The sequence below is a fragment of the Bacillus sp. GMa5/1 genome, from assembly GCF_050172015.1.
Taxonomy (GTDB): Bacteria; Bacillota; Bacilli; order Bacillales; family Bacillaceae_G; genus Bacillus_A; species Bacillus_A cereus.
This window is the reverse complement of sequence record NZ_JBNLYC010000073.1, coordinates 1-21,926: the sequence shown is the minus strand read 5'-3', so window position 1 is coordinate 21,926 and position 21,926 is coordinate 1. Positions and strand designations below refer to the sequence as shown.

Below are 21,926 nucleotides of genomic sequence, written 5' to 3'. Positions count from 1 at the left end.
TATCATTAAAATTATTATTTACCTCTTTCGGGATACACTTTATTACAAACGATCAAATCGACGCTATTGTTAATGTTGTTTCATTTTTATTTATTCTATACTTTGGCTACAAAAATAACTATGTAGGAAAAAAAGGAATGGAGCAAAAGAAAATACTCAAAAAACACAACCTTCACTAAAAAAGGAACCTTTTGTACAGGTTCCTTTTTATCATTGACGCACAACAACTTCATTTGTTTGCAGTGGGCCATATGATATCTCTTTATCTTGAAATGTATATGTAGCCTGAAAGAATGTTTGTTTAAGAGCTTTATCTTTATTAGCTTTTATTTTACAACGTAGTTCCACCTTCTCATTCGGTAACAAATCATCAATTCGCCATCTAACAAGCTGGAATAAAAACTCACTTATCCCCTTATCAACTTTTAAAGAATTAGGAATATAAGCAAAGTAATCTCGAATCATATGACTTACAACAACTCTCGAAATCATTTCTACCCCTTTATTTTCCACTTCAATTCGCATAATAAGTATGTCGTTTACATCGTAGGTCAATTCATACGAAAACTGTTCTGTATACATACTACCAATTTGTAATGTAACGGCTACTTGAGGAAATTCGTTTTCCTTTTTCGATCCGTCAATCCACAATACTGGTTGTAGCGGTATTGAATATTTTCCTGTATCCGAAATTCGTCCCCATATTTTCATAATATATATTCACCTCATTTCAGATGTAACATACACACAATGAATTCCCCAAATTACTAAAGCTTGCTACAAGCAATGTTTAATATTTCTCTTCCTTTTATCCTATTCGACAATATGAAGAAAAAACCATTTTTCATCTATTAACAGAAGGTGTTCTTTATGAAATTTTTTTACAATTTACTTCATTCCCTTCATAGCAATATTCAGTATGGCTCACTCGTTCTCTACTCATACGAAAGAATATTTTGACGTAAGAAAAAGTTTGCCTTATAGTCAAATTTGACTATAATATTCTTTATGGCATATTAGTGCACTTATGGAAAAGAAATTAAAATCAACTATACATTTAGATTTTTTATCCACTGCACTCAAAACTTAATATAGTTTACTTATTTCTAAAGGAGGGTTATATTTGGAAACTCAACCATTAAAAAAAGAAGCCAACAAGACAAAATTTGTTGTTGCTGGTTTACTGCTTGGTATATTAATGGCCGCAATGGATAATACAATCGTTGCAACCGCAATGGCAACAATCGTTGGAGACCTAGGAGGATTTGATAAGTTTGTTTGGGTCACATCAGCTTATATGGTAGCAACAATGGCAGGGATGCCTATCTTCGGGAAACTTTCTGATATGTACGGGCGGAAACGTTTTTATATTGGGGGCCTCATTCTTTTCTTATTCGGTTCTGCTCTTTGCGGAACAGCTTCAAGTATTGAGCAATTAAGTATTTATAGAGCTATTCAAGGTATCGGTGGTGGTGCCCTTATGCCTATCGCCTTCACAATTATGTATGATATCTTCCCACCAGAAAAACGCGGGAAGATGACAGGGCTATTTGGTGCTGTTTTTGGGACATCTAGTGTATTCGGTCCTTTATTAGGTGCTTATATTACTGACTACATAAGTTGGCATTGGGTCTTCTATATTAATATTCCATTAGGACTTATCTCCTTTTTCTTCATTACTAAATACTACAGTGAGTCTCTAGGATTTAGAAAACAAAAAATTGATTGGGCTGGTGCTATTACACTTGTCATAAGTATCGTTTGCTTAATGTTCGTATTAGAACTTGGTGGTAAAGAATATGCCTGGAATTCTACTGTAATTATTGGCTTATTTACAACAGTAGTTATTACGCTTATTATTTTCTTCTTTGTAGAACGAAAAGCAACCGAGCCTATTATTTCGTTCCATCTATTTAAAAAACCTTTATTCGCAGCTAGTCAAGGAGTTGCCTTTTTCTATGGTGCCGCTTTTATTATCTGTACAGTTTATATTCCAATCTTCATTCAAGGCGTTCTTGGAGGTTCCGCCTCTAATGCTGGATTAATTTTAACACCAATGATGGTTGGTTCTGTAATTGGAAGTCAAACCGGAGGACAATTAGCGTCTCGAACAAGCTATCGTAACATTATGATGGTATCTGGTTTCTTCTTCGTTCTTGGTATTTATTTATTAAGTACTTTAACAATGGACACACCTCGTTTACTCGTAACACTATTTATGATTCTCGCTGGGCTTGGTGTTGGTTTCTCATTCTCAGTATTAAGTATGTCTTCTATTCACAAGTTGGAAATGCGGGACCGTGGTTCGGCGACATCAACAAACTCATTCTTCCGATCACTCGGTATGACTCTTGGTGTAACGATTTTCGGTACAATTCAAAATCATATTTTTACAGATAAACTAAACTCTGTATTTCCCCCTGAACTAGCAAAATTAGCTCCAAAAGGCGGAGACACAAGTTTCTTATTATCACCAGGCGCTACCGCAAAAATTCCTGCTGAAATATTAGCGGGTATTAAAGAAGCTCTCGCTACATCTATTGCGAATACATTCTTCTGGGCACTCATCCCGGCTGTACTAAGTATTATTTGTATTTTACTTATGGGAAATGAACGCCTCTTTACAGGCCCTAAAAAGAAAGAAAAACAAAAGCAAGTTAGTTAATATAAAAAAGAAGCGGCATATTCCTTTATGAAAAAGGATATGCCGTTTATAATATGTATAAAGTGAAACTTTAATCAGTGGGGGGGTGTTCATCCCCCACTGATTATTAGCCCTCACCAATCGGGCTTTTACGGGCAGTTAATCCCCACCTAACTTCTTTGCTTCCGCTGAATTTTTGGGTGGGGATCTTACTAGATAAAGTTTTTATATACAGGAGTTGAGACAGCATGAGCATGAAATTAGTCATTCTCGGCTTGCTACTCGAAGGAGATAAACATCCATATGAAGTGCAGCATATTATGAAAGAACGACAAATGGATTGTTACATTAAATATGCTAAAGGATCACTTTATTACGCCTTCGAGCAATTAGAAAAGCAAGGCGCAATTCATATTACAAATGTAATTAGAGACACAAATCGACCTGACAAAACGATTTTTCATATAACAGAAGAAGGCAAAAAACTATTCCACACTTTACTATTAAAACAATTCGAAGCCAAAAACCAAATATATAAACCTATTTATTCGGCCTTATCTTTCGCTCACTTTAGCAATGATCACGAATTAGTTCCTATTTTAGAAAAAAAGAAAAACGATACTCTTCAATATTTACATACTATGCAAACGATATATGATTGTAATAAAGGAAAGGTTCCACGTGCACAACTATATATTTTGCAAAGTGTAATTGAGCATATTACAGTTGAATTACAATGGCTAAACACCCTCCTTAAAGATGCTATAGCAGGCCGACTTTCAGAAGTTGCTATAGATGAAAATTGAGCTATGAAAGAAGGCATCCCTACTTCTTTCATAGCTCAATTTCCTTTTTATACTGTAATATTATTAGTTAATCCAGGATGAAAAGTCATAATAATAAGAAATAAAAACTTTTGAATTTTCTTATTTCAAAACAGTAGACAAAATTCCAAAAATTGTGTTAGAATTTGTTTCAATATCATATCGCTTGTTAAATTCCTTTCAAAAGGAAAATAGGTACACGAAAGTTTCGTTTCGTGTTTAAAAGGGAAGCTTGGTGAAACTCCAACACGGTCCCGCCACTGTAAATGCTGAGATTTCTTTTTGGTGCCACTGTGAAAACGGGAAGGTGAAAGAAATTATATGAAGCATAAGTCAGGAGACCTGCCTGTTTTAACAACACTGATAGATTCACGGATGATGATGAGGTGTTAAAACAAAAAGGAAGGCTTATTTTCTATGTCTTTGTACTTTTTGTTATAGGTATTTCCTAGTAAACGGAAATGCTTACTTTCAATTAGGGAGGAATTTAAAATGGCAATTCAAACAAGTAACTTAGGTTATCCACGTATCGGACTACAACGAGAGTGGAAAAAAACATTGGAAGCTTTTTGGTCCAATAAAATCGATGAAGAACAATTTTTAACAACAATGAAAGAAATTCGCCTTCAACACGTAAAAGTACAGCAAGAAAAAGGGATTGAACTCATTCCAATTGGCGACTTTACATATTATGATCACGTTTTGGATACTGCCTATATGCTAGGATTTATTCCATCACGTTTTTCTGAGTTTACATCTTACCTTGATGTATATTTCGCAATGGCGCGTGGCTCTAAAGATCACGTAGCTTCCGAAATGACAAAATGGTTTAACACAAACTATCACTATATCGTTCCTGAATATGAAGAGGGATTACAAATCTCTTTAAAAGATAATCGCCCACTTCGCTTATACGAAGAGGCAAAACAAGAATTAGGAGTAGATGGAAAGCCTGTTATTTTAGGACCATATACTTTCTTAAAATTAGCTAAAGGCTATACACAAGAACAATTTCCTAACATTTTAAAACAGTTAGTTGCACCTTACGTACAACTGCTTTCAGAACTACATGCAGCTGGGGCACAAGCCATTCAAGTTGATGAACCGATTTTCGCTTCTTTAACTAAAAAAGAAGTTCAACAAGCAAAAGAAATTTATGAAGCTATTCGTAAAGAAGTTCCAAATGCGACTCTTCTTTTACAAACATATTTTGATAGCGTAGAAGAAAACTATGAAGAAATTATTACATTCCCGGTATCCGGTATTGGATTAGATTTCATTCATGGTAAAGAAGGTAATCTAAATGCTATTTCAAAATATGGATTCCCAGCTGATAAAACTTTAGCTGTCGGTTGTATAGATGGCCGTAACATTTGGAGAGCTGACCTTGATGAAGTTCTTGAGTTATTTACAACGTTACAAAAACAAGTCCAAACGAAAGATATCATCGTTCAGCCTTCTTGTAGCTTATTGCATACACCAATCGATAAAACAGAAGAAACCCACTTATCGACTGAGCTGTTTGATGCGTTAGCATTTGCAAATCAAAAATTAGAAGAGTTAGTTCTTATTCATTCCGCTCTCACTCAAGGTACAGAAAGCATTAGTAATGAGCTGGAAACATATCGAAACGTACATCATACAATTCGTTCATCTGCTGCACGTAACCGAGAAGATGTCAAAGCAGCACGAACAGCACTAAAAGAAGAAGATTTTTCACGTCCTCTTCCATTTGAAAAACGATACGAATTACAACAAGTTGCTCTAGAGTTACCGCTATTACCAACAACGACTATTGGTAGCTTCCCGCAAACAACTGAAGTTCGTCAAACGCGAAAAGAATGGCGTAACGGTGTTATTTCAAATGACCAATATGAACAATTTATTGAAAAAGAGACAGAAAAATGGATTCGTTACCAAGAAGAAATTGGGCTTGATGTACTTGTACATGGTGAATTTGAAAGAACTGACATGGTCGAATATTTTGGTGAGCGCCTTGCTGGTTTCTCATTCACTAAAAACGGTTGGGTACAATCATACGGTTCCCGCTGCGTAAAACCACCTGTTATTTATGGTGATGTAGCCTTTATTAACGGCATGACTATTAAGGAAACAGTTTATGCACAAAGCTTAACAGAGAAAGTTGTAAAAGGAATGTTAACCGGACCTGTTACAATTTTAAATTGGTCCTTCGTTCGAAATGATATTCCAAGAAAAGAAGTTTCGTATCAAATTGCACTAGCTCTTCGTCACGAAATTGAACTACTTGAATCTTCTGGAATTAGAGTAATCCAAGTCGATGAGCCCGCACTTCGTGAAGGAATGCCACTAAAAGAAAAAGATTGGGATGCTTATATTACATGGGCAGTACAATCCTTCCTTTTAGCAACTTCTTCTGTAGCAAATGAAACACAAATTCATACTCATATGTGTTACAGTAACTTCGAAGATATTGTTGACGCGATTCGCGCATTAGATGCAGATGTAATTTCTATCGAAACATCAAGAAGTCACGGAGAATTTATTGATACATTAAAACATACAACATATGAAAAAGGCATTGGCCTAGGTGTATATGATATTCATAGCCCACGTGTACCGAGTAAAGATGAAATGTATAAAATCGTAGAACAATCTTTAGAAGTATGTGATCCTAAATATTTCTGGATTAACCCCGATTGTGGTTTAAAAACGAGAAGAACAGAAGAAGTTATTCCAGCTTTAGAACATATGGTGCAAGCAGCGAAAGATGCTCGTTCCCTTTTAAAAACAAACGCATAACAAAAATGGGTTATCCTTTTCTCAGGATAACCCATTTTTTATTCTTTACTTTCAAAAAAGAATTCATATTGTATTTTATATAATTCATCATCCGTTGGCTCTTCAAGAGGAATTGCTTGTAATACAACTGTATACTCACCATTTGGAATAGGTATTTGAAATTTATTAGAAAGAATACTCGTTATAACGATACTTTCATTTTCAACTGTAAAAGGAACCGTAATCGTTCTAACTACTTCTTCTTTTTCAATATGTTTCCCTGGGGTCACTTTCACTTCACAAGTATAATCAGAAAGTGCTTCAAAAATAACAGTTCCATCTGCCTTAGCATAACCTCTTTCAAAATCTTCATCAGTCCAATCTACATAAGGCTGCTCACCGTCATAGTTCATCAACATTAATTGCGAATAAGAAATCGTTAACTCCATAGTTCCCCTTCTCCTTCATTATGAAATATACAACTACTACTTCACTTCAAATTTTACTCGCGTACCATCTGGGTATTTATCTAACTTATTCCCTACCCAAGAGCCTGCTCCACGGTTATCCGCCGGACTTATATATTCAATATGTGCTCCTTTTCCGCCTTCCTTGCACATCGCCATTGGCCATTCATCACGATCATACCCTTTTTTTGATGGATATGGTGCTAACGACAATTTCCTTCTATCTGCAGCACCACCACGATCGATTGTACAAACTTCTGAATGCCCTTCTTTTATAGCATCCGTAATATGTTTTCCTGTCTCTGGATAACGTTCTTTCGGAAATTCTAACACTTGATCATACGTATTCGTTTTCTTTACACTTGTTTCCTCTGGCACAAGTACTTCATAAACTGCTACTAAAATAGACAGAATTGCGATAATTGAAATGATAATACCTTTTAATTGCTTCATGTATACCTCCATGTTTCTACCAGTTTCTTTTCCTCCGTTATTATAACAAACTTCTCCTGTATATGTTTTCAGACATTATTTTAGTTATTCCTTGCCATTCCGCCAAAAATTTTCATTTTTTCACTAATGCTGTAGAAAACTAATAGCCTTCCGACATTCTTTTTCAAAGGAAGTCCTCATAAAAGATTGAAATGATATATACGATACTTTTTGGGGAGGAAATATGATGGAAGCTACCTATAAAACGAAAGATGTCACGAATAAAACAGGCATCCCAAAACATATAGTTCGCAAATATAGTCAGCTGTTAGAGGAACATGGTTATATGATTTCCAAAACAGCTGATGCTCGTATTTATAAACTTGATGATTTAAAACTATTGAAATCTATACACGAAAGAGCTGCTACATTACAAGAAGATATTTCAGAAACGATACCGATTATTTTAAAAGAAAAAGAGGCCCCACCTGTACCAGTTATACAAGATAAGCAAGAGATACAAACGAAAGAAAAAGAAGATGGGCGTAACTTTGAGGAGTTCATGTTAAAACTTGAAATGCTAGCTCAATTAAATGAAGCAATTATTCATCAAAATTCTACTCTAATTACACAAAATCGTTTAAAGGATGAGAAACTAGACGAATTGATGCAACAAGTTTATGTAAAAGAAGGCTCTCAAGAAAAAATGCTTCAAGAGTTAGTCGATCACGCCGCTCAAACAGATGCACTGCAAAAAGAAAAGATGGACTTATTAATGAATCATATGTATAAACGAGAATCCAAACAGGAAGAAAAAATGAATAAACTTGTTAGTCAAATTTATAACAAAGACAGTAACCGTGATGCACAGCTTATGCAAGTTATTCGAGAAATTCAAGAAACAAAAAGAATGGTTGCTGCCTCAAAAGAGCAAAGCTTCTTTCAATCATTTAAAAGTTTATTTAGCCGAGCAAAACAAGAAAAAACAAATGAATAAACAATATAAATTAAAAAGTTACCTTTCATCGGTAACTTTTATTCCTTATTTTGTACAGCTGGTAATATAATAATTGCTTCAGTGCCTTTTCCACTTTCACTCTTATATTCCAATGTACCATTATGCGCTTGTAAAATACTAAATGTTACCATAAGTCCTAATCCTGTCCCTTTTTCTTTTAAAGAATAATATGGTTGCCCAAGCCTTGCTAACTGTTCTTTCGTCATACCAACACCACTATCTTTAACTCTTATTATGATTGTTTCATCTTTTTGAATAGCTGTTACTTTTAAATATCCTTTATTTCCTTGAATTGCTTCAATACCATTTTTAACAACATTCATAATAGCTTGCTTCAATTTTGTCTTATCACCAATCGTATAAAGGCTTTCTGAAATTTCAACTTGTAAATATACACCTTGCATCGCTGCAAATGACGACATAAGAGTGGTCATTTCTATTAATTGGGCTGATAAACAAATGTGTTCTTTTTTCTCAATTTGCGGCCTTGCTAAATTTAAGTAATCTGAAATAATTTGTTCCGCCCGATCCAATTCAGCTAATACAAGACGCATATAATCCTTATTCTTCACATCTTCCGTACTTTCTAGCAATTGGATAAATCCACGAACAACAGTTAGTGGATTTCGAACTTCATGTGCCACACTTGCTGCTAACTCACTTACAATATTAAGCTTTTCTGATTTTTGCATCTCTGTACGTAGCAATGCATTTTCATTTAAATATTCAGTTAAATACACCTGAAATACCATTGTCATGACCATGATAAGCGAGGCAAATATAAATCCGCTATATATTTGCGAAATATACGGTGTAAATCCTGTTTCCAAAAGAACATTAATCATGCCTAATACTAAAGAAACAAGCACATAAAATGATGAAATCATAAATGCTAAAATTAATTTCTTATCCCTTGAAAAAAGAGACCATTTCTTTGATAAAAATAGCGGAACTATCAATAGAAATATTACTTCTAAAACTGGAAGAAAGCTCATTCCCTTTAGTAACCATTCATATGCAACAAAAATAACCGCTGGGATTAAACCAACAATCCCACCATATAAAAAACCACTGACAATTGGAATGGGGTGAAAGTTATACCCACACACATTGCCAAAACAAATAGAGTATGTCATAGAGAGAACGAGCGTAACGCTAGATAAAAACATAATAAAGTAACGATTTGGCTTCGGAGGCATTTCTTGATAGCGATTTAAACGAATCGCTTCATATAAAAATAGTGGCAAAATTATGATGGCAATTTGAATCAATAAATCACGGATAAGCTCCATAACCTCTCATCCCCTATATGTATTTTGATATGATTATATCATTTTATAGGTGTATTTGTTTTAAAATTTTGATTTTTCTTAACATATTTGTTAATTCTTTGTTAACAACTCATAATAATTGTTACAGATTTTCGAAATGATTGTAAACCCTGTACCAAATTTCCTTCGTGCAGTATACAATGAATACGGATTACAAAGAAAATATAAAAATACTTTTTTAGACGGACAATTATAGCAAAATACAGCATATAATCCATACTATCTATGTTTACAAATAAGTGATCATTACTTTAGTAGGAGGAAGATAAATATGGCGGGTACTACGCTTGTTTTAAAAGAAGAAAATTTGGTTGTTCTAGAAAATGTTGAAAAATCAGTATATGAAGAGTTACAGCATAAAGCGGGAGATGAAAACTGCACATGTGCTGTAAACGAATCAGTCGTTCACCTTGGCAAGGTATCCTCTGTACTCTGGAATGAAGATGAAATAGATTGGGAATACGGATATTAAAAAGTCGCTTATAGCGGCTTTTTTTCTCTTTTCTCTCTCTTTCTAAATAACATATACAAAGCGTAATCATAGAAAATATGATAAAATGAACTTAATTTTCAAACGGAAGAAAGGGAGATACAATGGAACAATTCATTAACCCTAGAGTGAAGGACATCCAAATTTCTGGAATCCGTCAGTTCTCTAACATGATTCAAAACTATGATAATTTGATTTCTTTAACAATTGGACAACCCGATTTCCCTACACCTTCTCTCGTGAAAGAAGCGGCTAAACGGGCTATTACAGAAAACTATACAAGCTATACACATAACGCTGGTTTACTAGAATTACGTAAGGCAGCTTGTAACTTCGTAAAAGATAACTACGATTTACATTATTCACCTGAAAACGAAACCATCGTTACAATCGGTGCTAGCGAAGCAATTGATGTTGCATTCCGAACGATTTTAGAGCCAGGAACAGAAGTAATTTTACCTGCTCCTATTTATCCAGGCTACGAACCTATTATTCGATTATGCGGTGCAACGCCTATTTTTGTAGATGTTCGTGAAACTGGATTTCGTTTAACAGCTGAAGCGCTTAAAAATGCTATTACAGAAAAAACAAGATGTATCGTACTACCGTATCCTTCTAACCCAACCGGTGTAACTTTATCAACAGAAGAGCTAAAAGATATTGTAGATGTTTTAAAAGATAAAAATATTTTCGTCCTTTCAGATGAAATTTATAGCGAGCTTGTATATGAACAAAAGCATACATCTATCGCTCATTTCCCAGAAATGCGTGAAAAAACAATTGTCATTAACGGTTTATCTAAATCACATTCTATGACTGGCTGGCGTGTTGGACTTTTATTTGCACCAAGTTATTTAGCAGGACACATATTAAAAGTTCATCAATACAATGTAACGTGTGCTACTTCAATCGCTCAATACGCTGCAATTGAAGCATTAACAGCAGCTAAAGACGCACCAAAAATGATGCGCCACCAATATAAAAAACGCCGTGATTACGTATATAATAGACTCACTCAAATGGGATTAACAGTTGAAAAGCCCACAGGTGCATTTTACTTATTCCCATATGTTGGTCATTTGACATCTTCATCATTTGATTTTGCACTTGATCTTGTCAAAGAAGCGGGACTAGCTGTAGTTCCTGGAACAGCATTCTCTGAATACGGTGAAGGCTACCTTCGCTTGTCCTATGCGTATAGTATCGAAACTTTAAAAGAAGGCTGCGACCGATTAGAAGCCTTTCTAATGAAAAAAGCTAAGAGTTAAACTCTTAGCTTTTTTATGCATAATGATCACAAGTTTGACGTTTTAGTAATTTATGAGGAATAATGATACACTTTGCAGTGGATTCTGCATTCTCTACTTTATCAACTAAAGCTTTTGCTGCCTCATATCCTAGCTGATAAATATTCACATCAACTGTCGAAAGTGGAGGGCTCGCAATTTCTGATAATAAAGCATTATTAAAGCTTACAATAGAAACATCTTTCGGTACAACGAATCCTTTTTTAGAAAGAGCACTTAACACACCAAGTCCAATTAAGTCATCCGTTGCCATAATTGCCGTTGGCGGTTGCTGCAGTCCCATTAATTCCTCAACAGCTTGTTGACCACTTTCCCTCGAAAAATCAAAATGTAAAATATATTCTTTTGGTAATACAATGTCTGCTAATTTCAAGGCATCACTCATACCAGCTAAACGATCTCTCGTTACAAGTAAATCTGATCCACCACCAATGAACGCGATTTGCTTATGCCCTAATGAAATTAAATATTCTGCCACTTCTCTTGCAGCTGTATAATTGTCATTATCTACATATGTAATTTCATCTTTTCGATCATATGGTTTTCCTATTAAAACAAACGGGAAATTTTGTTCATGTAAATATTGAATAATCCGATCATTCTCCCTTGAATATAAAAGAATAATGCCACCAATTTGGCGTCCCTGTACCATCTTTACGACACCATTAAAAATTTCTTCTTCCGTTTCACCTGTCGACATGTAAAGCGCATAACCTTCTACGTGTGCAAATGAACTAATCCCTCTTATAACTTCCGGGAAAAATGGATTTTGAAAAGCTTTACTTGCAGAACTTGGCATAACAAGACCAAGTGTTTTCGTCGTTTGGTTCGCAAGATTTCTCGCATTTAAATTGGGATGATACCCTAATTCACTCATCACTTTCCTAACACGGCGCTTTGTCTTTTCACTTATACTTGGATTATCAGCAATTACACGAGAAACTGTTGATGGTGCAACATTCGCTTGCTTCGCCACATCTTTAATTGTAACTGTCATAAAAATCCCCCTCCTCTCATTTCTCTGCCATTTTTCATATATTTTATCTCGCACTCATTGCAAGTCATAAACTTTCATTTCTTATATCTTGCAAAACTAATCCTATTCTCCCTCTTCATGTATTGTAAGGGATATAGCTATTTTTTCCTATACTATAATATACTATTTATTTCACTTCTTTTCACATGTGATGTCAAATCTCTTTTCATCTCCCTATAAACTTATTTATAGGGAGATGAAAAGAAAAATGGGACGTAATGTCCCATTTTTCATCCTTTTGTACCTCCAGCTGTTAAACCAGAAATAAAGTATTTTTGTAGTGATAGGAATAAAATTGAAATTGGGATCGCAATTAACACAGAACCCGCTGCAAACGTTGTAAATTCATTACCGAATTTCTTCGCAACCATTTCATATAATCCAACTGCTAAAGTATAATTTTCTGGTGTTCGCAAAATAATACTCGCTAAAATGAAATCTGTAAATGGACCAATGAAAGTAAATAACGCTACAACCGCTACGATTGGCTTTGCAAGTGGCATAATGATTTGCCAAAAAATACGAAAATGTCCTGCTCCATCCATTCGAGCTGATTCATCCAGTTCTTTCGGAATCGTATCAAAATACCCTTTCATAAGCCATGTATTCATCGGAATAGCCCCGCCTACATAAATTAAAATTAATGCAAGGTGTGTATCAATTAATCCTGTTAATTGAGCTAATACGTATAAAGCAATTAACGCTGCAAAGTTTGGAATCATTTGCAGAATTAAAAATGTTAATAAACCATTTTTTCTTCCAACAAAACGATATCTCGAAAATGCATAAGCGGTAAAACTAATTGCTAACACTGAGAAAATCATCGTTAAAACACTTACTTTTAATGTGTTTTTATACCATAGTAAGTAATTACTATTCTCTAGATCTAATAACTTACGATAATGATCTAACGTTGCATTTTGTGGAATAATACTTGATCCAGATAAACTATCACCTGGATTAAACGATGAGCCAATAATCCATAATAACGGATAGAAAATGATGGCACACATTACGAAAATAACTAAATAACTTAATGAGAGACGTAACATCTTCTGTCTTTTAATATTCATTTACATCATATCCTCTTCTTGGAATGATTTTGTTCTCTTAAATTGCCATAACGCAACTGTAATAACAATTAACGATAATATCATTGTAAGAGCTGCTGCTTTTCCGTACTGCGCTGAAGTCATCGTTAACTTATAAATCCATGAAATTAAAATATCCGTTCCACCTGCGTCTTGTCCAGCTACAGCAGGACCTCCACCATTAAATAGATAGATGATACTAAAGTTATTAAAGTTAAACGTATATTGCGTAATTAATATTGGTGCTGTTGCATATAACACAAGTGGCAATGTAATTTTACGAAACTGTTGCCAAGCTGTCGCTCCATCTACTGTAGCCGCTTCATATAATTCTCCCGGAATCGATTGCAGTATACCTGTTGTCATCGCAAAGATAAACGGGAACCCAAGCCACGTTTGAATCATAATTAAAGCAATCTTCGCCCAAAATGGATCTGTCATCCAAGCAATCTTTTCAATTCCGAATAAAGCTAATACTTGATTGTTAATCGCTCCGAATGTTTCATTAAACATACCAGAGAAAACAAGAATAGATACGAATGCTGGAACCGCCCACGGTAAAATGAAGATTGTTCGAATAATCGCCTTTCCTTTAATACCAGGCTGATTTACGATAATCGCTAAGAAAATACCAAGTGCAACTTGTAATGTTGTTGCAACGAATGTCCAAATGACAGTCCAAGAGAATACACTTACAAATGTCTCTCTCCACATCGGTAAAGTGAAAATATCAATAAAGTTTTTAAAGCCCACCCAATCTACTAATTTAGCTGGAGGAGAATGATATAAATCATAGTTTGTAAATCCAATTAAAATTACGAAGATGATTGGAAATACGACCACAAAGATAAGTAGTAGAAAACCTGGTGAAACCATTAAATAAGGAAAACCTTGATCTAACAAATTACGATATTGCTCTTTTACAGAATTTAACGGTGTTCCGCTATCACGTTTCTTTCCATTTTGGTATGCATCATATAAGTTAAATGCATATATGCCTAGCCCAAAAGCGATAACGATAAGGGCCAAGATTCCTTCTACTAATAGAAAGACAGAATGGTCACGTGGAACTTCTGTACCAAGCGTTACAATACCCCATAATCCCATATTTAATAAATCAGCAAAGGCTACAATAAAAGAACCTGTTAATACTAGAAAAATAAGACCTTTTACAAATTGTTTATTATACATTTGGCCCACGCCTGGAATGATTGATAACATGGTTGCCATTTTCCTATGCTTTGAATGGTTTAACCCATTTGCTGGTTCCATAGATGTTTGCATGTTCCTTCCCCCTTTTTTCTTCCTACATGGAAGGGAGAGAATTCGTGCCTCTCATATTAGAGGCACGAATTTCACCTTATTTTTTCTTGTTATGATTTGCCTCAATATTACCTTTAATTTGTTTCACTGCACTATCAAGCGCCGCTTTTGGTGCCTCTTTATCTGTAACAACTAATTGAAGCGCATCTCCAGCTGGTTTCCAAACTTCTTGCATTTCTGGAATGTTTGGCATTGGAATTCCATTTTCAGATTGCGTTGCAACTGCTTTTGCAGCTTCGTTATCTTTAATAATTGGATCTTCCATTACTGATTTTACTGGAGGAATTTCTTTTGTTTTCTCAAATCGAATTTTTGCGTTTTCTTCATTTGTTACCCACTCAGTGAATTTTGTAGCTAAATCATTTTGTTTAGAGAAACTTGTTACATGCCATCCTTTAACCCCAACAAACGTTTTCATTGGTTGACCATTTGGTAATTTCGGCATTGGAGCAACGCCATAATCAATCCCGTTCTTTTCCATTGCTTGGAACGCCCATGGGCCATTCATGATAGAAGCTGCTTTTCCTTCATTGAATAGTCCATCAGCAGCAGGCCCACCTGATTCACCGATAATACCTTTTGGGAATAATTTTTCCTTGTACCATTTTTGAAGATATTCAGCACCTTGTACTGCTCCACTATTATTTAATCCAACATCACTTGCATTTGGCTTTCCATCTTTTTCACCAAATACATAACCGCCCATACCTGCCATGAATGCATTAGCAAAGTAGAAGTTATCTCCTAATGCTAAAAATCCGTACTTGCCATCTTTCGTAAATTCTTTTGAGAAGTTAAACAGCTCGTCCATCGTTTCTGGCGCTTTTGGCATTAGTTTTTTATTGTAAATAAAGACTGGTGTCTCAATTGCTTTTGGTAAACCATATAATTTTCCATTATATGTCTGTGCTTCTATTGATGAATTAGTAAATTTACTCTTTACAGCATCATCTGCTTTCACTTCAGAAAGTAAACCTTCTGTTACTGCATTTCCGATTTGATCGTGTGGCAATGTTACAACATCTGGTCCAGTCCCCGCTGGCCCATCAAGGCGTAACTTCTTCACTTGATCTGTCATTTGCATTTCAACAACTTTTACTTTTACTTTATATTTTTCCTCAAAGCTTTTCACTGCTGGTTCTAAACCAACACCTTTTTTATCATCTTCCCAAACAAGAAGATCATAGTCTTTTTTCGCTTTACTTTCCTCTTTTTTCCCTGAATCTTTCGGTCCACATGCAGATAACATACCAATAGATAATGCTGAAACCGTTAATAATGATAATGCTTTCTTCATCCCAAAAACCTCCCTAAATTGTCTATGTACCTCAGTAACTGAAAACGTTTGCATTTAATAGTTTAATTGAAGCGCAAACAATATCTCAATCTATGAAAACGTTTGCGCTATTTGTCTATCATTATACATTCTTTTATTCATTTTGCAAATATTAATTTAAAAATTATGTCATTATACTCTTTATACATTGACTTTATATAAAATGAATACTACTCTTATAAGCAATATTAAAGCTACGAGAAAGGCAATCGTTTGCAATACAGGCTTTATTATTACACTTAAGGGAATACTATGTATAGAGATATTGAAGGGGGATTTTCTATATGTTTAAAGAAGCCATTTATCATAGGCCGAAAGATAATTATGCATACGCTTATGATGAACAAACAATTCACATCCGAGTACGTACTAAGAGAGATGATATTCAAAGCGCCGATCTTATTTACGGTGATCCTTACGAATGGAAAGACGGGAAATGGATATCAGCAAGTACACCCATGAAAAAAACGGGTTCTACTGCATTATTTGATTATTGGTCCATTGCAATTGAACCAAAATTTAAGCGCTTACGTTATGGGTTTGAATTAAAATCTGAAACAGACACTCTTATTTATGCAGAGCGAGGATTCTTTTCTAGCATTCCAAATGATGATGTTGGTAACTTTTTCTGTTTTCCATTTATTCATGCAGATGATGTATTCAAAGCACCATCTTGGATTAAAGACACCATTTGGTATCAGATTTTCCCTGAGCGATTCGCTAATGGCGATAGTACGCTGAATCCAGAAAACACCCTTCCTTGGGGAAGTGCGAATCCAACTCCAACTAATTTTTTCGGCGGAGATTTTTCTGGTGTTATTCAAAACCTTGATTACCTTGTTAAGCTTGGCATTTCCGGAATATATTTCACACCTATTTTCAAAGCTCATTCAAACCATAAATATGACACAATTGACTATATGGAAATTGACCCACAATTTGGGACGAAAGAAACCTTTAAAGAGCTCGTTGAAGAATGTCATAAGCACGGTATAAAAGTAATGCTCGATGCTGTGTTTAATCATAGTGGATACTTTTTCGAGAAATTTCAAGACGTACTAGAGAATGGTGAGAAGTCCGCATATAAAGAGTGGTTCCACATTCATGAATTTCCGATTATAACCGAACCACTTCCAAATTATGATACTTTCGCCTTTACACCGTATATGCCTAAATTAAATACAGCTCATCCCGATGTAAAAGAATACTTACTTGAAGTAGGACGTTATTGGGTACGAGAATTCAATATAGATGGCTGGCGCCTTGATGTCGCCAATGAAGTCGATCACAACTTTTGGAGAGAATTCCGAACTGAAATAAAGACACTAAATCCTGAAGTATATATTTTGGGAGAAATTTGGCACGATGCCCTTCCGTGGCTACAAGGCGATCAATTTGATGCTGTCATGAGCTATCCTGTTACAAATGCTCTACTTTCTTACTTTGCTAACGATTCCATTAAAGCAAGTGAATTCATGAAGCAAATTACAGAATCTCTACATTCCTACTCTATGAATGTAAATGAAGCAGCATTTCATTTATTAGACAGCCATGATACTCCAAGAATTTTAACAACATGCAACGGAGATAAAAATAAGTTGAAATTGCTCTATGTATTCCATCTTTCTTTCATCGGCTCTCCTTGTATTTATTACGGGGATGAAATTGGTATGGATGGCGGCATGGACCCTGATTGCCGTAAATGTATGATTTGGGATACTAAAGAACAAGATCATGCATTATTTACCCATATACAAACATTGATTTTATTACGTAAACAACATAAAGCATTTGGAGGACATGGTACTTTTCAATTCATCGAAGCAAATGATGAACATAATTATATTTCTTATACGAAAACATATGAGGATGAAACTATCTTTTTCGTTTTAAACCCTACTAATAGTGAAGTTACAGTTTCACTCCCTCTTCATGTTACTGGTAAGAAAATAATTAACATTTATACAAACGAAGAATTTTCAGCGGAAGCAAGTGTATTACAAGTTACACTTCCTCCATATGGATTCTCCATATTAAAATGGTAATCCAAAAAAGCCTTATGCCAAGTTCGAAATGGCATAAGGCTTTTTCTTATTTCAATTTGAACACTATCGCTTCATACGGACGTAATGGAATGTTATCTATTGATCCGATTTCTACATCGTAATTGTGTATAAATAACTCTGATTCACTATAACTAATATCCTTAGGCATTTCAAATACACTTTCATCCGCAGTAAAGTTTGCAATGACAAGTAGTTTTTCATCTCCATATGTTCTTACATAAGCAAAAATAGAAGGGTCATTATCTAATATTAAATCATATGATCCATACACAACTATTTCATTATTTTTGCGTAGTTCAATTAATTTCTTATAGTAATAAAAAATTGAACCTTCATCTTGGATTGCTTGTTTCACATTAATCTCTTTATAGTTAGGATTTACAGTAATCCAAGGTTCACCTTTTGTAAATCCAGCGTGATTCTGATTATTCCACTGCATCGGAGTTCTAGCATTATCACGACCCTTTATATAAATAGATTCCATTACTTTTTCTATATCTTCACCATGGTCTATCACTTTTTCTTTATACATATTTAACGTTTCAATATCTCGATATTCATCAATTGATTGGAATCGAACGTTCGTCATTCCAATTTCCTCTCCTTGATAAATATATGGCGTTCCTTTCATCATATGAAGAACTGTCGCTAACATTTTTGCTGATTCAATGCGATACATTCCATCATTACCAAAACGAGATACAACGCGAGGCTGATCATGATTATTCCAATAAAGGCTATTCCATCCGGTATGCTCTAATGCTTTTTGCCACTTTGTTAAATTCTCTTTTAAAGTAAGAAGTGAGCATGGTTTTACATCCCACTTTCCACCTTCTCCTGAATCTAAATCCATATGTTCAAATTGGAATACCATTTGCAACTCTTTTCGTTCTTCTCCAGTATACAATTTCGCTTCTTCTGTCGTTACACCAGGCATTTCACCAACCGTCATAATATCATAATGCGATAATACTTCCTCATTCATTTCATGTAAATATTTATGAATGTTTGGACCGTTCATAAAATGCTTATGACCTGAAACATACCCCTCTTCTTCTCTTTCAACAGCTGGTAATCCCTCTTCTTTAGAAATAAAATTAATAACATCCATACGGAAGCCATCAATTCCTTTTTCTAACCAAAACTTCATCATTTCATAAACATCTTGTCTTACCTTTTCATTATCCCAATTTAAATCTGGCTGTTTTTTAGAAAACAGATGTAAATAATATTCATCCGTCATTTCATCATACTGCCATGCAGATCCACTAAAAGCAGCTCCCCAGTTGTTCGGTTCTTTCCCTTCTTTTCCAGGGCGCCATATATAGTAATCTCTATATTTATTATCTTTTGATTTACGTGATTCAATAAACCAATTATGTTCATCCGAAGTATGATTAACAACTAAGTCCATCATAAGTTTCATATTACGTTCATGCATTTCATGTAATAGCTCATCCCAATCTTCCATTGTTCCGAACTCGTTCATAATTTTACAATAATCGCTTATATCATAACCATTATCATCATTTGGAGATTCATAGACTGGTGATAACCAAATCACATCAATCCCTAACTCTTTTAAGTAATCTAGCTTTGAAATAATCCCTTGAAGATCTCCTATACCATCACCATTACTATCCATAAAGCTACGAGGATAAATTTGATATACTACACTTTCTTTCCACCATTGTTTTTCCATTATGCTACCCCATTTCATTCATCATTCATTTTTCTCTTTTTTAAGGCGCAAACGTTTTCATTAATGAATGATAACAGATTCTATCTCAATTTAAAATAGCGCTTACAATTTTTATTGTTCTTTTTCTAAGAAAACATATGAAAACCACTAATAAATCTCCAATAAATGAAAACGTTTTATTTTTTTATTTATTTTTTGAATCTATTCGTTTATAATGAACTCAAAGAAAACGTTTGCATAATTATTTCTAGGGGGAAATACCATGGCAGAACTTAAATTAGAAAACATTTATAAAATATATGATAATAACGTAACAGCTGTAACTGATTTTAATTTACACATTCAAGATAAAGAATTTATTGTATTTGTCGGTCCTTCTGGATGCGGAAAATCTACAACATTACGAATGGTAGCTGGACTTGAAGATATTTCAAAAGGCGAGTTTTCAATTGATGGTAAACTAATGAATGATGTTCCTCCAAAAGATCGAGATATCGCTATGGTATTCCAAAACTACGCTCTTTATCCACATATGAGTGTATATGATAATATGGCATTTGGATTAAAACTTCGAAAAATACCAAAAGATGAAATCGATCGTCGTGTGAAAGATGCAGCAAAAATTTTAGGACTTGAACAATATTTAGATAGAAAACCGAAAGCATTATCAGGTGGACAGCGCCAACGTGTTGCGTTAGGTAGAGCAATCGTTCGAGATGCAAAAGTTTTCTTAATGGATGAACCATTATCAAACTTAGATGCTAAACTCCGTGTTGCAATGCGCTCAGAAATTTCTAAGCTACATCATCGCCTTGGAACAACAACAATTTATGTAACACATGACCAAACAGAAGCAATGACTATGGCTTCGCGTCTTGTCGTTATGAAGGATGGAAAAATCCAACAAATTGGAACTCCAAAAGAAGTATACGAAACGCCAGAAAACATTTTCGTGGGTGGATTTATCGGCTCACCAGCGATGAATTTCTTCCGTGGTAAATTGACTGAAACCGATTTCGTTATAGACAATACTATAAAAATTAAAGTATCTGAAGGAAAAATGAAGATGCTACGTGAACAAGGCTATGTAAATAAGGAAATTGTTTTAGGTATTCGCCCAGAGGACATTCATGATGAACTACTATTTTTAGAAGCTTCGCAATCTACTGCCTTCACAACAAAAATTGAAGTCGCTGAATTATTAGGTGCTGAATCCATTTTATATATGAAACTTGGAAATCAAGATTTTGCAGCACGTGTAGATGCAAGACATACATTTTCACCTGGTGATCAAATTAAATTAGCATTTGATATGAATAAAGCACATTTCTTTGATAACCAAACTGAACAACGTATTCGCTAAAAAATTTATCTTTACTATACACATACAAAAAAACCGTCCACATATATTGAGGGCGGTTTTTATTATTATACTAGGGCTTCTACTGTATGAAATGATTGTCCTTTTGTGCTAATAATACCGAAAATCGGTAAATCACTAAGCACCACTTCTTCTTGCTGTTTCATAAAAGATGACGTTAATTGTTTTATCTCTATCCAAACGTCATTAATACAAAGTACATTGGAATCGTTCTCTTGTTGGCGAGAAAAAATAGAATCTATTTTATATAAACCTGCATTTTGAAAAAGCATATCAATACGACTGAATGCATTCAAAGTAATGCTAATAACGCGTTGCCAATCTCCTTGCTTTCCCATATCATAGGATACAAAAAGTGCCTCTCCGCCTAGATTCATAATTTCCTCCACTGTTGTTTGTCCACTCTCTTGATCAATGTCCGTCACAATAACTTTTGCGCCTTGTTTAGCCAACAAAAGAGCTGTATTACGTCCAATACCGATGCCACCGCCAGTTACGATAGCAACTTTTCCTGCAAGCTTCATTTTCATTACCCCTTCTATAAGTCTTACCGTCATTCAGTATACTCCTTTATAAGATTAATCTGCAAGCAAGAAAAATTGCTATTTTACTTGTAAACGTTTACTTTTTATCCTTCTTTTTTCTTATTATTACGCTGATCGAAAACTAAACCGATGAAAATTAAAATCCCCCAAAAGATTACACTACCTCCAGTCAT

At 34.6% G+C, this 21,926-nt stretch carries 20 protein-coding genes and 1 riboswitch; of the genes, 9 read left to right on the top strand and 11 right to left on the bottom strand.

Features of this window, described 5'->3' with window-relative positions:
• The coding region (locus tag ACQGSG_RS17300; RefSeq protein WP_426947717.1) for a phage holin at positions 1-179 on the top strand (179 nt) is incomplete at its 5' end.
• 31 nt (positions 180-210) lie between these two features.
• On the opposite strand, the gene ACQGSG_RS17295 is transcribed toward ACQGSG_RS17300, so the two are convergent.
• On the bottom strand, positions 211-711 hold the full coding sequence (locus ACQGSG_RS17295; RefSeq protein ID WP_000708120.1) for a hypothetical protein: 501 nt from the start codon (positions 709-711) through the stop codon (positions 211-213).
• A gap of 412 nt (positions 712-1,123) precedes the next feature.
• Here ACQGSG_RS17295 and ACQGSG_RS17290 point away from each other — a divergent pair, with 412 nt between their 5' ends.
• From ACQGSG_RS17290 to metE, 3 genes are all read left to right on the top strand, one after another.
• Complete coding sequence (locus ACQGSG_RS17290; protein WP_426947715.1) at positions 1,124-2,665, top strand: MDR family MFS transporter; 1,542 nt, start codon at positions 1,124-1,126, stop codon at positions 2,663-2,665.
• A 227-nt stretch (positions 2,666-2,892) separates the two neighbouring features.
• Positions 2,893-3,450: a PadR family transcriptional regulator gene (locus tag ACQGSG_RS17285; protein ID WP_000062063.1), complete on the top strand. Its 558-nt coding sequence runs from the start codon at positions 2,893-2,895 to the stop codon at positions 3,448-3,450.
• 194 nt (positions 3,451-3,644) lie between these two features.
• A riboswitch (cobalamin riboswitch) is annotated at positions 3,645-3,832 on the top strand.
• A gap of 128 nt (positions 3,833-3,960) precedes the next feature.
• Positions 3,961-6,249 (top strand): 5-methyltetrahydropteroyltriglutamate--homocysteine S-methyltransferase, encoded by a 2,289-nt coding sequence (gene metE, locus ACQGSG_RS17280; RefSeq protein ID WP_001007604.1) that lies wholly within the window; start codon positions 3,961-3,963, stop codon positions 6,247-6,249.
• A 38-nt stretch (positions 6,250-6,287) separates the two neighbouring features.
• Here the strand turns inward: metE and comJ are convergent, their stop codons facing one another.
• Both comJ and nucA read right to left on the bottom strand, forming a co-directional pair.
• A complete protein-coding gene (gene comJ / locus ACQGSG_RS17275; protein ID WP_000424030.1) occupies positions 6,288-6,677 on the bottom strand; it encodes a competence protein ComJ in 390 nt (129 codons plus the stop codon).
• A gap of 36 nt (positions 6,678-6,713) precedes the next feature.
• Positions 6,714-7,148, bottom strand: a complete 435-nt coding sequence (gene nucA / locus ACQGSG_RS17270) for a DNA-entry nuclease (protein WP_000811494.1) — start codon at positions 7,146-7,148, stop codon at positions 6,714-6,716.
• Positions 7,149-7,374: 226 nt separating this feature from the next.
• Here nucA and ACQGSG_RS17265 point away from each other — a divergent pair, with 226 nt between their 5' ends.
• Positions 7,375-8,124: a DUF3967 domain-containing protein gene (locus ACQGSG_RS17265; protein WP_000388471.1), complete on the top strand. Its 750-nt coding sequence runs from the start codon at positions 7,375-7,377 to the stop codon at positions 8,122-8,124.
• A gap of 38 nt (positions 8,125-8,162) precedes the next feature.
• On the opposite strand, the gene kinB is transcribed toward ACQGSG_RS17265, so the two are convergent.
• On the bottom strand, positions 8,163-9,437 hold the full coding sequence (kinB, locus tag ACQGSG_RS17260; protein ID WP_000420369.1) for a sporulation sensor histidine kinase KinB: 1,275 nt from the start codon (positions 9,435-9,437) through the stop codon (positions 8,163-8,165).
• Positions 9,438-9,747: 310 nt separating this feature from the next.
• Between kinB and ACQGSG_RS17255 the strand changes: the two genes are divergently transcribed.
• Together ACQGSG_RS17255 and ACQGSG_RS17250 are read left to right on the top strand one after the other, a co-directional pair.
• Entirely contained in the window at positions 9,748-9,948 is a 201-nt protein-coding gene (locus ACQGSG_RS17255; protein ID WP_000929277.1) for a hypothetical protein, read from the top strand.
• A 122-nt stretch (positions 9,949-10,070) separates the two neighbouring features.
• Positions 10,071-11,234, top strand: a complete 1,164-nt coding sequence (locus tag ACQGSG_RS17250; protein ID WP_000434578.1) for an aminotransferase A — start codon at positions 10,071-10,073, stop codon at positions 11,232-11,234.
• Positions 11,235-11,247: 13 nt separating this feature from the next.
• Here ACQGSG_RS17250 and malR read toward each other — a convergent pair whose 3' ends face one another.
• The 4 genes from malR to ACQGSG_RS17230 form a co-directional block, all read right to left on the bottom strand.
• A complete protein-coding gene (gene malR, locus ACQGSG_RS17245; RefSeq protein WP_000219053.1) occupies positions 11,248-12,270 on the bottom strand; it encodes a maltose operon transcriptional repressor MalR in 1,023 nt (340 codons plus the stop codon).
• A 269-nt stretch (positions 12,271-12,539) separates the two neighbouring features.
• Complete coding sequence (gene malD, locus ACQGSG_RS17240) at positions 12,540-13,382, bottom strand: maltosaccharide ABC transporter permease MalD (protein ID WP_001022608.1); 843 nt, start codon at positions 13,380-13,382, stop codon at positions 12,540-12,542.
• Positions 13,383-14,684: a maltosaccharide ABC transporter permease MalC gene (malC, locus tag ACQGSG_RS17235; RefSeq protein ID WP_001194996.1), complete on the bottom strand. Its 1,302-nt coding sequence runs from the start codon at positions 14,682-14,684 to the stop codon at positions 13,383-13,385.
• 76 nt (positions 14,685-14,760) lie between these two features.
• The gene (locus tag ACQGSG_RS17230) at positions 14,761-16,020 is read right to left on the bottom strand and encodes an extracellular solute-binding protein (protein ID WP_000709923.1); all 1,260 of its coding nucleotides are present in this window, start codon (positions 16,018-16,020) and stop codon (positions 14,761-14,763) included.
• Between the two features lie 323 nt (positions 16,021-16,343).
• On the opposite strand from ACQGSG_RS17230, the gene ACQGSG_RS17225 reads away from it, so the two are divergent.
• Entirely contained in the window at positions 16,344-18,104 is a 1,761-nt protein-coding gene (locus ACQGSG_RS17225; protein WP_000471776.1) for an alpha-glycosidase, read from the top strand.
• A gap of 46 nt (positions 18,105-18,150) precedes the next feature.
• On the opposite strand, the gene malL is transcribed toward ACQGSG_RS17225, so the two are convergent.
• A complete protein-coding gene (gene malL, locus ACQGSG_RS17220; RefSeq protein ID WP_325842586.1) occupies positions 18,151-19,827 on the bottom strand; it encodes an oligo-1,6-glucosidase in 1,677 nt (558 codons plus the stop codon).
• Between the two features lie 262 nt (positions 19,828-20,089).
• Here malL and ACQGSG_RS17215 point away from each other — a divergent pair, with 262 nt between their 5' ends.
• Positions 20,090-21,190 (top strand): ABC transporter ATP-binding protein, encoded by a 1,101-nt coding sequence (locus ACQGSG_RS17215; protein ID WP_000818931.1) that lies wholly within the window; start codon positions 20,090-20,092, stop codon positions 21,188-21,190.
• 65 nt (positions 21,191-21,255) lie between these two features.
• Here the strand turns inward: ACQGSG_RS17215 and ACQGSG_RS17210 are convergent, their stop codons facing one another.
• On the bottom strand, positions 21,256-21,765 hold the full coding sequence (locus ACQGSG_RS17210; RefSeq protein ID WP_325842585.1) for an SDR family NAD(P)-dependent oxidoreductase: 510 nt from the start codon (positions 21,763-21,765) through the stop codon (positions 21,256-21,258).
• A 71-nt stretch (positions 21,766-21,836) separates the two neighbouring features.
• Positions 21,837-21,926 carry a hypothetical protein gene (locus ACQGSG_RS17205; protein ID WP_000145650.1) on the bottom strand — a complete coding sequence of 30 codons (90 nt, stop codon included), beginning with the start codon at positions 21,924-21,926 and terminating at the stop codon, positions 21,837-21,839.

What these genes read in the sequence shown, in the direction of transcription:
- ACQGSG_RS17295 (WP_000708120.1), bottom strand. Translation starts at nt 711, where the DNA reads ATGAAAATATGGGGACGAATTTCGGATACAGGAAAATATTCAATACCG.
- ACQGSG_RS17255 (WP_000929277.1), top strand. Translation starts at nt 9,748, where the DNA reads ATGGCGGGTACTACGCTTGTTTTAAAAGAAGAAAATTTGGTTGTTCTA.
- ACQGSG_RS17210 (WP_325842585.1), bottom strand. Translation starts at nt 21,765, where the DNA reads ATGACGGTAAGACTTATAGAAGGGGTAATGAAAATGAAGCTTGCAGGA.
- ACQGSG_RS17285 (WP_000062063.1), top strand. Translation starts at nt 2,893, where the DNA reads ATGAGCATGAAATTAGTCATTCTCGGCTTGCTACTCGAAGGAGATAAA.
- ACQGSG_RS17205 (WP_000145650.1), bottom strand. Translation starts at nt 21,926, where the DNA reads ATGACTGGAGGTAGTGTAATCTTTTGGGGGATTTTAATTTTCATCGGT.
- malC (WP_001194996.1), bottom strand. Translation starts at nt 14,684, where the DNA reads ATGCAAACATCTATGGAACCAGCAAATGGGTTAAACCATTCAAAGCAT.
- kinB (WP_000420369.1), bottom strand. Translation starts at nt 9,437, where the DNA reads ATGGAGCTTATCCGTGATTTATTGATTCAAATTGCCATCATAATTTTG.
- comJ (WP_000424030.1), bottom strand. Translation starts at nt 6,677, where the DNA reads ATGGAGTTAACGATTTCTTATTCGCAATTAATGTTGATGAACTATGAC.
- nucA (WP_000811494.1), bottom strand. Translation starts at nt 7,148, where the DNA reads ATGAAGCAATTAAAAGGTATTATCATTTCAATTATCGCAATTCTGTCT.
- malR (WP_000219053.1), bottom strand. Translation starts at nt 12,270, where the DNA reads ATGACAGTTACAATTAAAGATGTGGCGAAGCAAGCGAATGTTGCACCA.
- malD (WP_001022608.1), bottom strand. Translation starts at nt 13,382, where the DNA reads ATGAATATTAAAAGACAGAAGATGTTACGTCTCTCATTAAGTTATTTA.
- ACQGSG_RS17215 (WP_000818931.1), top strand. Translation starts at nt 20,090, where the DNA reads ATGGCAGAACTTAAATTAGAAAACATTTATAAAATATATGATAATAAC.
- malL (WP_325842586.1), bottom strand. Translation starts at nt 19,827, where the DNA reads ATGGAAAAACAATGGTGGAAAGAAAGTGTAGTATATCAAATTTATCCT.
- ACQGSG_RS17225 (WP_000471776.1), top strand. Translation starts at nt 16,344, where the DNA reads ATGTTTAAAGAAGCCATTTATCATAGGCCGAAAGATAATTATGCATAC.
- metE (WP_001007604.1), top strand. Translation starts at nt 3,961, where the DNA reads ATGGCAATTCAAACAAGTAACTTAGGTTATCCACGTATCGGACTACAA.
- ACQGSG_RS17250 (WP_000434578.1), top strand. Translation starts at nt 10,071, where the DNA reads ATGGAACAATTCATTAACCCTAGAGTGAAGGACATCCAAATTTCTGGA.
- ACQGSG_RS17230 (WP_000709923.1), bottom strand. Translation starts at nt 16,020, where the DNA reads ATGAAGAAAGCATTATCATTATTAACGGTTTCAGCATTATCTATTGGT.
- ACQGSG_RS17265 (WP_000388471.1), top strand. Translation starts at nt 7,375, where the DNA reads ATGGAAGCTACCTATAAAACGAAAGATGTCACGAATAAAACAGGCATC.